Origin of the sequence: Bacillus sp. OTU2372, assembly GCF_038440275.1 — a bacterium.
Taxonomy (GTDB): domain Bacteria; phylum Bacillota; class Bacilli; order Bacillales; family Cytobacillaceae; genus Neobacillus; species Neobacillus bataviensis_B.
In genome coordinates, this window is the sequence record NZ_JASATK010000001.1 from 515502 (window position 1) to 527286 (window position 11785).

Sequence of the window (11785 nt, forward strand, 5' to 3'; positions counted from 1 at the left end):
GCTTTACCTTAATCGAATAAGAGAGCTACTATTAAATTATAGAATCTGGAGGGGAAGTATTTGAGTAATCTTGCCAGGAAAGTATTAGAGCAGCAACAAACCGAGCAAAAAGTTCAAATTAAGCGTGAAGTAAAAATTAAAAAGTCCTGGCTGACTCCGGGGGAAAAAATAATTGGAGTGGTGTTTGCCGGAATGGTTTGTTTTGGATCAATCCATCTTATTTCAAATCAATCAAAACTATATGAAGCGAACAAAGACCTCCAAATTGTTCAGGATAAAATAAACGAACAGGAAAAGGTTAATGAGGATCTTAAGGTTCAAGTTAGTGAGCTAAGCTCTTATGACCGTATATTTGCAAAGGCTAAAGAATTAGGTTTAATAAAAGATGAAAATAACGTCAAGGTCGTGCAGAAGAAATGAATAAGAAACAGCCATATATGAATGTGGGAGCAGCGATATTGTTTGGGATATTCGGCCTGCTCTTTTTTGTATTGATTTGCAGGTATTTTTCAATTGAAATTTCAGGTGAAGTAAATGGACAACCTCTTGCCGCCAAGGCCCAGCAAAAATACAATCGCGAGGGAACCTTACAGGCTAACAGAGGAATTATTTACGATCGAAATGGTGTAGCAGTGGCTGAGGATACAGCAGCCTACACCCTCATTGCCATTTTAGATAAGAAGATGACAACGAATCCTAAAAAACCTCAACATGTACAGGATCTAAACAAAACTGCTAGTGAATTATCTAAATATATCAAATTAGATGAATCAGAGATTTATAAGATCTTATCAAATGGGAAAAAGTACAAACGATTCCAAGTGGAGTTTGGTAAGGAAGGAAGAAATATCGATTTTGATACAAAGAAAAAAATTGAAAGTTTAAAACTCCCTGGAATTACCTTTTCTCGTGATTCTAAACGCTTCTATCCAAATGGAATTTTCGCTTCACATGTAGTTGGCTATGTGGACCGAACTGAGCAAAATGACGGAACCTATAAATCTGTCGGGAAAATGGGAATCGAAAAAACGTTAAATGATCAACTGACAGGGAAAAATGGCAGTATTAGCTATGAGAGTGATTTATGGGGGTATATCCTGCCTGATGGTAAGGAAAAAATATCCGCAGCACATAATGGAAATGATGTTTATCTAACGCTTGATCAAAAGATTCAAACCTTTCTAGAAGATGCTATGGATCAAGTGGTAAAGGATTATAAACCGAAAAAAATTATTGCGATTGTTGCTAATCCTAAAACTGGGGATATTTTGGCAATGGGCCAGCGTCCGTCTTTCCAACCGGAAACCAAAGAAGGAATTACTGATAGCTGGCATAATGAAGCGATTGAAACATCCTATGAGCCAGGGTCCACCATGAAGATCTTTACTCTTGCAGCGGCTGTTCAGGAAGGGGTATTTAATCCAAATGAAAAGTATCAATCTGGCTCTTATAAAGTAACAGAAAAAAGTCAAACTATTCACGACCACAATTATTCAGGCTGGGGACCCATTACCTATCTAGAAGGAGTTCAACGCTCGTCCAATGTAGCGTTTGCTAAAATAGCCAAAGAAAAGTTAGGCTTTGAGAAATTTAGGGAGTATTTGACAAAATTTGGTTTTGATAAACCTACAGGAATTGAACTTCCTAATGAGACATCAGGGAAAATTCAATATCACTACCCGATTGAAAAAATCACCACTGCATATGGACAAGGTACGGCGATCACCGCCATTCAACAAATTCAAGCAGCAACCGCAATTGCTAATGATGGGAAAATGTTACAGCCACATGTTGTAAAGAAAATTGTTGATCATGATACAGGAAAGACCATTGAGGAAACCTCACCGCAAGTCGTTTCAACACCGATATCGGCTGATACGGCTAAGGAGGTCCGTGATATTTTAGAAACGGTTGTGACCTCGCCTAAAGGTACGGGGGTACGTTACAAAATTGACGGTTATAGTGTGGCGGGTAAAACAGGTACAGCTAACATCCCGGGGACTAATGGCAAATATTTATCGGGTGTAAACAATTATGTCTTTTCCTTCTTAGGGATGGCACCAAAGGATGACCCGAAACTAATTGTTTATGTAGCTGTTCAACAGCCAAAACTTAAAGGTGCGGAAGCAGGTCAAGGGGCCATTCCAGTCTCTGAAATTTTTAATCCGGTCATGAAAAATAGTCTTAATTATTTAAATATCCAACCATCCAAGCTAGAAGTGGCCAAAATTAATAAACTGCCTAAATTGGTTGGAGAGTCTGTGGAGGATACTGTTAAAAGCTTAAAAGCAGATGGATTTGAACCTGTAGTATTAGGCGACGGTAAAAAAGTAACCGGACAACTGCCCAAAACAGGGACCACCATTTTAGAAGGTGAGAGGGTTATTATCAAAACAGCTGGAGAAATGACGGCTCCAGATATGACAGGATGGTCGCTCCGGGATGTCATGAAAGTGGCAAAAATGGCCAATTTAAAATTAAATTCTAAGGGCCAGGGTTTTGTCACCTTTCAAAATATTAAGCCGGATGAACCATTAAAAAGCAGAGATTATCTCAATATTGATTTAAAAACCCCGGAAGAGCAATCGACAAATACCGAGAATCAAAATGATAACGCGCAATCGGATGGAGAGCCAACCGTTCAAGACTAATAAAATCCCGCTGACAGCGGGATTTTTATTTTACCCTCAAGGGTTGTCGCGTTCTATTTAAAAAAGTACAAGCATATAAATGAACGATAATGAAAGTGAATGTGGAATAAAGGAGGATCATTCATTATATGCGTGTTTCTAATGTTACTGTTCGAAAACGGCTAATGATTGCACTATTCGTTGGATTCCTAACCTTCTTAATTATTGATGTTCGTCTTGGATACGTCCAGTTTGTTCTTGGAGATAAGCTGACCGAAAAAGCGAAAGGTTCGTGGAGCCGGAACATCCCTTTTGAGCCGGAGCGGGGCAAAATTGTCGATCGCAATGGGGTGGCGTTAGCAACCAATATTAGTGCACCAACCGTCTATGTTATCCCACGGCAGATTAAAGACCCGGCAACCACAGCAGAGAAGCTCGCATCGGTATTAAATGTGTCTAAAGAAACAGCCTACCGAGAAATTACTAAAAGAGCTTCGTCAGTCCGGTTAAAAGAAGGCCGAAAAATTTCCCATGAAAAAGCGAAAGAAATTAGGGCTCTAGGTCTCGAAGGAGTCTATGTAGGTGAAGATTCCAAACGGTATTATCCAAATGGAAGTTATCTATCGCATGTACTTGGGTTTACTGGAGTAGATAATCAAGGTTTAATGGGCCTTGAGCAGTACTATGATAAAGAATTAAGTGGTGAAAGGGGGGCTGTAAAATTCTATGCCAATGCCAAAGGGGAAAGAATGAATGACATGGCAGATGATTATGAGCAGCCCACTAAAGGACTTGATCTAAAATTAACGATTGATTCGAAAATCCAAACAATTGTTGAACGAGAGCTGGATATCGCACAGGCAAAATATAATCCAGATGGTATCGTAGCGATCGCGATGAATCCGAATAACGGTGAAATATTGGCGATGTCGAGCAGGCCGACATTTGACCCTGCCAATTTCCGAAATGTTTCCCAAGAGGTATATAATCGAAACCTGCCAGTCTGGTCGACCTATGAACCAGGTTCGACTTTTAAAATCATTACCCTTGCTGCTGCCTTGAATGAAGGAAAGGTTAACCTGGAGAAGGAGCATTTTCATGATTCAGGTTCTGTTCAGGTGGCCGGTGCAAGGTTGAAGTGTTGGAAAAGGGGCGGACATGGTGACCAAACTTTCCTCGAGGTTGTCGAAAACTCCTGTAACCCGGGGTTTGTAGAGTTAGGAGAACGGTTAGGGAAGGATAAGCTGTTTAAGTATATTAAGGATTTTGGATTTGGTCAAAAGACCGGTATTGATTTGCAAGGTGAAGGAACAGGAATATTATTTAATTTGAACCGGGTAGGTCCGGTTGAACAAGCGACAACTGCTTTTGGACAAGGGGTATCTGTAACACCAATCCAACAGATTACAGCCGTATCTGCTGCGATCAATGGCGGGATTCTCTACAAGCCATATATCGCAAAAGAGCTCGTTGACCCGATTACAAAAGAAGTAGTGATGAGAAATACGCCAGTAGAAAAGAGACGGGTTATTACGGAAGAAACATCAAAAGAAATACGAAATGCTTTAGAAAGCGTTGTGGCTAAGGGTTCAGGGGGCAGGGCCTTCATTGAAGGATATCGCGTCGGAGGTAAGACGGGAACGGCCCAAAAGGCTCAGAATGGAAGATATCTTGAAAATAACTTTATCGTTTCCTTTATGGGCTTTGCGCCTGCAGATGACCCGCAAATTGTTATCTATGCAGCCGTTGATAATCCTAAAGGGGTTACCGCCTTTGGGGGTACAGTTAGTGCCCCAATCGTTGGTGCCATAATGAAAGACAGCTTAAGTGCAATGGGAGTACAACCGCGTAAAGACCAAATAGAAAAAGAAATAAAATGGCCTGATGTGCCGTTAGTTAAATTACCGGATTTTGTGGGCATGTCAAAGAGTGAACTTCAGGAACAGCTTATTAATCTATCGATTGATGGAAGTGGAGAAGGGGATGTGGTGGTAAGACAATCTCCGGAACCAGGGACGAAAGTAAAAGAAGGCTCAAAAGTAAGACTTTACTTTGGTAAGGGAGACTAATTAAATCAATAGCGTTCTTACAGGAGGCGGCCGGAATGTTTTCCGCCGCCTAAAAATTTTATTACGGATTCATTACTAAATGGTAAAATAAAATGTTTTAATGTAAAATAAGATGGAACTTTCGTAAGGAATTACTTTTAGGAATAAGCTGGGAATTAGTAATGTTCGGTATTGAGAGGATATGAGATAAAATGAAGCTACAAAAGCTGCTTGAAAGTCTGCACGCAATCGTTCCCTATAAAGGGGAAAATCCAGAAATTACATCGATTGAGAACGACAATAGGAAGGTGCAAAAAGGGAGCTTATTTATTTGTATTAAAGGTTACACCGTGGATGGACATGATTTCGCAGAATCTGCTGTTAAAAATGGAGCAGTAGCCATTCTTGCTGAAAGACCTTTAGATTTAGAAGTTCCGGTTTTACTTGTTAACGATACCACGAGGGCGATGGCCGTACTTGCTGATGCTTTTTACGGGCAGCCAACCAAAAGCCTTCACTTAATCGGAATAACAGGCACAAATGGAAAAACAACCACGAGTCACTTAATTGAAAAAATATTTGCCGATGCTGGGGAGAAGACGGGGCTAATTGGCACGATGTACACAAAAATCGCTGATAAAACAATTGAAACAAAAAATACCACCCCAGAAAGTTTGACACTTCAAAAAACGTTTAAACAAATGGTTGATGCTGGTGTTAATACAGCAGTTATGGAGGTTTCATCCCATGCCCTTGATTTAGGGAGGGTTCATGGCTGTGATTATAATGTGGCTGTTTTTACTAACCTTACACAAGACCATCTGGACTACCATGAGACAATGGAGGAATATAAACGGGCAAAAAGCTTATTATTTGCGCAGCTTGGCAATACATTTGACTTAAATATGCCGAAATTCGCTGTCTTAAATGCGGATGATACAGCTACAGAAATGTATAGCCGATCAACAGCTGCTCATGTTGTTACATACGGAATTGAGCAAGAGGCAGATATCAAGGCCAAAAATATTCAGATGACTCCGAAAGGGACAGTCTTTGACCTTGAAATAAAGGGTGTTTCATATCCAATTCGCATGCAATTAATTGGCAAATTCAGTGTCTACAATGTTTTAGCCAGCATTTCAACGGCATTAGTATCTGGAATTGAAATACAGCAAATTATTCAATCCATCGAAAGTGTCGAAGGGGTTGCGGGAAGGTTTGAACTAGTAAATGCAGGCCAAGACTTTACAGTGATTGTGGATTATGCGCACACCCCGGATAGTTTAGAAAATGTTTTAAAAACGATCCAGCATTTTGCCGAGAAAAAGGTTTTCGTTATTGTAGGCTGCGGCGGGGACCGGGACCGTACAAAACGGCCAATAATGGCGCAGATTGCCTGCAAGTTTGCAACGGATCCGATCTTGACATCAGATAATCCTAGAAGCGAAGACCCTGTAGACATTTTGAATGATATGGAAGCAGGGGTGCAAGGGGAGAACTATCAAGTCATTCCAGATCGGAGAAAGGCCATATTTACAGCTGTGAGCCAAGCGTCACCTGGAGATGTCATCCTTATCGCCGGTAAAGGGCATGAAACCTATCAAATCATTGGCAAAGAAGTTCTTGATTTTGATGACAGACTTGTGGCAAGGGAAGCAATTAAGGGGAGATAGCTATGTTATTAGCTTTGAAAGACTTGGGAAGTTTGTTTAACGATAAACGAGGAATCCAAGATGAAATTCTGTTCTGTACAGTGTCCGACCGAGCTGCTATGGAACAGCCAAAGGGATTATTTGTGCCTGTCAACAAAGAGTCAGGGGAGCTCTTAGAGGCGATTTCTAACGGGGCTGTTGCTGCCATTTGGTATAAAGATGAAACACTTCCGCACTACATACCAACCCAGTTTCCTGTTTTCTTTACAAACGACCTTGCGGAAGCCATGAAAGATATCATAACACTTTATATTGAAAAATTAGATGGAGAAATGAACAAGCATATGGAGAGAACGAACTTTAAAATTTCAAACGAAACACTTCTTAATAAAAATAAACAATCATATGATATTGCTGGACTATTAGCAAACCTAACATCACAGAATAATCATGAAAGGAGGGGATAAAATGGAGGAGCAAGTTATTTTTTTCACAATAATAATGGGCTTTTTGGTCTCTGTTTTACTTTCTCCAATCTTTATTCCCTTCTTGCGAAGATTGAAATTTGGACAAAGCATCCGCGAAGAAGGTCCTAAATCGCACCAAAAAAAATCAGGCACCCCAACAATGGGGGGAGTCATGATTTTATTTTCCATCATCATAACCACACTGGTTATGATTGGGAAGTACGCAGACCATACACCAGTAACAGCTTTTTTACTTTTGTTTGTCACATTTGGATTTGGACTGCTGGGGTTTTTGGATGATTTTATCAAGGTTGTCTTAAAACGTAACTTGGGACTTACATCAAGGCAGAAACTATTAGGGCAAATTATCATTTCTGTCATCTTTTATCTAATCTATAAGCATACTGGTCAGTCTACTGAAATCAAGTTTCCGTTTGGTGATTTTTCCATTGATTTAGGCTGGGGTTATGTGTTATTAATCATTTTCTGGCTTGTCGGCTTCTCAAATGCCGTCAATCTAACAGATGGCCTTGACGGTTTGGTGTCAGGCACCGCGGCGATTGCTTTTGGGGCGTTTGCTGTGCTCGCTTGGAATCAAAATCAATTTGAAATTGCCGTGTTCTCTGTTGCCGTTGTGGGAGCAGTTTTAGGTTTCTTGGTATTTAATGCCCATCCTGCTAAAGTATTTATGGGTGACACAGGATCATTGGCGTTAGGCGGGGCGATTGCCGCGATTGCGATCTTAACAAAACTAGAGATCCTGCTTATTATCATTGGCGGTGTATTTGTAATTGAAACCTTATCAGTAATTCTTCAGGTAGCTTCCTTTAAGACTACTGGTAAACGGATTTTCCGAATGAGCCCCTTGCATCATCATTACGAACTAGTGGGCTGGTCGGAATGGCGGGTTGTTGTAACGTTTTGGAGTGTTGGATTAATATTTGCGATACTAGGTATCTATATTGAGGTGTGGTTGTAAGTGAAACAGATAGAATCTTATTGTTATAAAAAAATTCTTGTACTTGGTTTAGCTAAAAGTGGTGTGACGGCAGCGTCTTTGTTACATAAGCTTGGAGCGTTTGTTACTGTGAATGATAAAAAGCCATTATCAGAAAATCCTGAGGCGCAAGGATTACTTGAACAAGGAATAAAAGTAATATGTGGTGAGCATCCAATTGAACTTCTCGATGAAGGTTTCGAACTAATTGTGAAAAACCCTGGTATTCCTTACCATAATCCGATGATTGAAGGGGCAATTGAAAAGGGGATTCCTGTTATAACAGAGGTGGAGCTTGCTTATGAGATTTCCGAAGCTCCCTTTATCGGCATTACAGGAACTAATGGAAAAACCACAACGACTACTCTTGTCTATGAAATGATGAAGGAAGGGAACAAGGAGCCCTTAATAGCTGGTAATATCGGTACAGTAGCTTCTGGGGTTGCCCAAAAGGCTGCAAAGGATAATACCATTGTCATTGAACTATCTTCGTTTCAATTAATGGGGATTAACACCTTTACACCGAAGATTGCTATTATCACGAACCTTTATGATGCTCACTTGGATTATCACGGCACCAGAAAGGAATACATTCAAGCCAAAGCTAATATTACGAAAAATCAGACCGAGCTTGACTATTTAGTAATCAATGCTGACCAAGAAGAAACAATGGAGATTGCCCGGAATTCAAACGCTACTATCATCCCTTTCTCCACTAAAAAGGAACTGACAGCGGGTGCTTATATTAAAAACGGCTGGTTGTTCTTTAATCGTGAGCCGGTAATGGAAATTAACGAAATAGTGCTGCCTGGGGTACATAACCTAGAAAACATCTTATCTGCCATGACGGCCGCAAAACTATCAGGAGTAGAAAACAGCGCTATCCAAACGGTCCTCAAAACCTTTACAGGTGTCAGGCACCGTTTGCAGTATGTGGCTGATGTCAATGGTAGAAAGGTTTATAATGATTCGAAGGCTACGAATATCTTAGCAACAGTTAAGGCTCTGTCGGCCTTTACCGCCCCAACGATTTTGCTTGCGGGCGGTCTTGACCGCGGGAATGAGTTTGATGAACTGATTCCATACTTAAAAAATGTTAAGGCGTTAATCACATTTGGCCAAACCGCTCCTAAACTTGAGCGGGTCGGGAAGCTCGCCGGAATAAAAACGATCAGCCGTGTCGATAATGTTGAAAAGGCAGTGCCGGAAGCATATCGATATTCCGTACCTGGCGACGTCATCCTTTTATCACCTGCTTGCGCAAGCTGGGACCAATATAAAAGTTTTGAAGTCAGGGGAGACATTTTTATCGAAGCGGTGCATAAGCTTAAGTAAGGGCTTGTCCAAAGAAAAGCTAAAAGCGCCCGTTTAGCGGCGTATATCCTGGAGCGCTTCGACTGAGATAAAGGAAACAGAAAAGCGGAAGCGATTTGATGTTGACTTATCGTAGGGAGAAGAGCGAAGGACGCTAGCCGCTGGGCGCTGAAGCTAGACACTCATCTAAGTTCAGCTTGCAGCTTATCAATACAAGCGGAGCCCTAAAACACGTGGTTCGAGGTGGATAGTGGTGCCGACAAAGAGAACAACTCCCGACTTTATCTTAATGATTGTAACGTTCACACTACTGGCAATAGGGCTCATAATGGTATACAGTGCTAGTGCAATTTGGGCGGAATATAAATTCCAAGATTCCTTCTTCTTTGCAAAAAGGCAAACCCTATTTGCCGGGGTGGGAATCGTTGCGATGTTTTTTATTATGAACGTAAATTACTGGACTTGGCGGACATATGCCAAAACAATCCTAATTGTTTGTTTTGTGTTATTAGTACTCGTGTTAATTCCAGGAATAGGGAATGTTCGAAATGGGTCAAGAAGCTGGATTGGGGTAGGAGCCTTCTCCATACAGCCTTCCGAATTTATGAAACTTGCCATGATCGCATTCTTAGCAAAATATTTGTCTGAACGGCAAAAAGTCATTACCTCCTTTAAAAAGGGTCTTATTCCTTCTCTTGGTCTTGCCTTTATTGCTTTTGCCATGATTATGCTGCAGCCTGACTTAGGGACCGGAACGGTTATGATGGGTACTTGTGTTGTTATGATCTTTATTGCAGGCGCTAGGATCAGTCATTTTGCTTTTTTAGGCCTTCTTGGTGTAGCAGGGTTTGTCGGATTAATTGCTTCTGCACCATACCGGATTAAGCGGATTACTTCTTTCCTTGACCCATGGTCGGACCCATTGGGGAGTGGATTTCAAATTATTCAATCCCTTTATGCCATCGGTCCAGGCGGGTTATTTGGCTTAGGACTCGGTGAGAGCCGGCAGAAGTTTTTTTACTTGCCGGAACCGCAGACCGACTTTATTTTTGCGATTCTATCAGAAGAACTAGGATTTATTGGCGGCTCGTTCATATTGCTTTTATTTGCCCTATTGTTATGGCGGGGAATTCGAATTGCACTTGGTGCACCTGATTTATATGGAAGTTTCCTCGCAGTTGGAATTATTGCGATGGTGGCCATTCAAGTAATGATTAATATTGGTGTTGTTACTGGGCTCATGCCGGTTACAGGTATAACACTGCCATTCTTGAGTTATGGGGGATCGTCGTTAACGTTAATGCTTATGGCAATTGGTGTTCTCCTTAATATAAGCCGATATTCAAGATTGTAAATTGATACCCTGTTCATTTGGCAGGGTTCTTTTTATGTTTAATGGATAAGTTGGTCAATTAGCTCCAGTGCACAGCGACTAATGTACGCCGCTAAACGGGCGCTTACGCTTTGCTTTATTACAATTAAATAAAATTCCTTTTTCAAACGTATTTTTTATTGTTTTTATAGTAGAATGTGTTTAGCAACTTTTTAGAGGTGAGAAAATGAAAGTAGTAGTAAGTGGCGGAGGGACCGGCGGACATATATATCCCGCTCTCGCACTCATTAGAGAAATTCAAAAAGAAAGCAAAGAAGCAGAATTCTTATATATCGGAACAACAAATGGATTAGAAAGCAAGCTTGTCCCAAGGGAAAATATTGCTTTTAAATCTATTCATATTACCGGTTTTAAAAGAAAGCTATCCTTTGAAAATGTAAAGACCATTATTAGATTTCTAAAAGGTGTTCAGGATAGTAAGAGAATCCTAAAAGAGTTTCAACCTGATATTGTTATTGGAACAGGCGGCTATGTATGCGGACCTGTCGTTTATGCTGGAAAAGGACTTGGAATTCCAACTATCATTCACGAACAAAATAGTGTACCCGGTTTAACCAATAAATTCTTAAGCAGATATGTTAATAAAATTGCAATTTGTTTTGAAGAAGCAAAGGAATATTTCCCAAGTGAAAAAGTTGTTTTTACGGGGAATCCTCGAGCTTCAGAGGTCCTTGGTAAGGATGGTATTAAAGGAAGGCTTTCAGCAGGCCTTAGTGCCACAAAACCAGCTGTGCTAATCTTCGGAGGAAGCCGAGGGGCAAGGCCGATTAATGAAGCAGTTGTAAAGGCACTCGCAGAATTAGCTGAAAAACCATACCAGATCCTCTATATAACGGGTGATGTTCATTATGAAGCTGTCCAAAAGGAAGTAGAGCTAGTAGGTAATCCAAAAAATGTGGTGATTAAGCCATTTATTCATAACATGCCAGAAGTACTGGCCGGGATTGATCTGGTCGTATCAAGAGCAGGAGCTACCACACTTGCCGAATTAACCTCGTTAGGAATTCCAAGTATCTTAGTTCCAAGCCCGTATGTGACGAATAACCATCAAGAAAAAAATGCAAGGTCTTTAAGTGACCATGGTGCGGCCCAATTGCTATTAGAAAAGGATCTAAATAATAAAAGTCTAGTCAGCCACATCGATCAAATCCTATTAAATAGCGAGCATTTAAAGGATATGAAAGCAAAGGCCAAAAAAATGGGCGTTCCAGATTCGGCCGTGCGGCTGTATGCGGTAATGAAACAACTTGTCAAAACAAATCGAAAGTAGCCCAAATTATTTTC

At 40.8% G+C, this 11785-nt stretch carries 9 protein-coding genes; all 9 read left to right on the forward strand.

Annotated features, from left to right (window positions below; translation table 11 throughout):
- Positions 1-60 precede the first annotated feature (60 nt).
- Entirely contained in the window at positions 61-420 is a 360-nt protein-coding gene (gene ftsL / locus AAHB15_RS02535; RefSeq protein ID WP_144562568.1) for a cell division protein FtsL, read from the forward strand.
- Complete coding sequence (locus tag AAHB15_RS02540) at positions 417-2651, forward strand: penicillin-binding protein (RefSeq protein ID WP_335571630.1); 2235 nt, start codon at positions 417-419, stop codon at positions 2649-2651. The genes ftsL and AAHB15_RS02540 overlap by 4 nt, the downstream gene beginning before the upstream one ends.
- 128 nt (positions 2652-2779) lie before the next feature.
- Positions 2780-4699: a stage V sporulation protein D gene (locus AAHB15_RS02545; protein ID WP_335571631.1), complete on the forward strand. Its 1920-nt coding sequence runs from the start codon at positions 2780-2782 to the stop codon at positions 4697-4699.
- A 191-nt stretch (positions 4700-4890) separates the two neighbouring features.
- Positions 4891-6351, forward strand: a complete 1461-nt coding sequence (locus AAHB15_RS02550; RefSeq protein ID WP_335571632.1) for a UDP-N-acetylmuramoyl-L-alanyl-D-glutamate--2,6-diaminopimelate ligase — start codon at positions 4891-4893, stop codon at positions 6349-6351.
- Positions 6352-6353: 2 nt separating this feature from the next.
- Complete coding sequence (locus tag AAHB15_RS02555) at positions 6354-6797, forward strand: hypothetical protein (protein ID WP_342041695.1); 444 nt, start codon at positions 6354-6356, stop codon at positions 6795-6797.
- 1 nt (position 6798) lies between these two features.
- Positions 6799-7776, forward strand: a complete 978-nt coding sequence (gene mraY, locus AAHB15_RS02560; protein WP_144562563.1) for a phospho-N-acetylmuramoyl-pentapeptide-transferase — start codon at positions 6799-6801, stop codon at positions 7774-7776.
- Entirely contained in the window at positions 7777-9129 is a 1353-nt protein-coding gene (gene murD, locus AAHB15_RS02565; RefSeq protein WP_335571634.1) for a UDP-N-acetylmuramoyl-L-alanine--D-glutamate ligase, read from the forward strand.
- A gap of 232 nt (positions 9130-9361) precedes the next feature.
- Positions 9362-10462: a stage V sporulation protein E gene (gene spoVE / locus AAHB15_RS02570; protein ID WP_144562561.1), complete on the forward strand. Its 1101-nt coding sequence runs from the start codon at positions 9362-9364 to the stop codon at positions 10460-10462.
- A 205-nt stretch (positions 10463-10667) separates the two neighbouring features.
- Positions 10668-11771: an undecaprenyldiphospho-muramoylpentapeptide beta-N-acetylglucosaminyltransferase gene (gene murG / locus AAHB15_RS02575; protein WP_342041696.1), complete on the forward strand. Its 1104-nt coding sequence runs from the start codon at positions 10668-10670 to the stop codon at positions 11769-11771.
- The last annotated feature ends 14 nt before the right edge of the window (positions 11772-11785 follow it).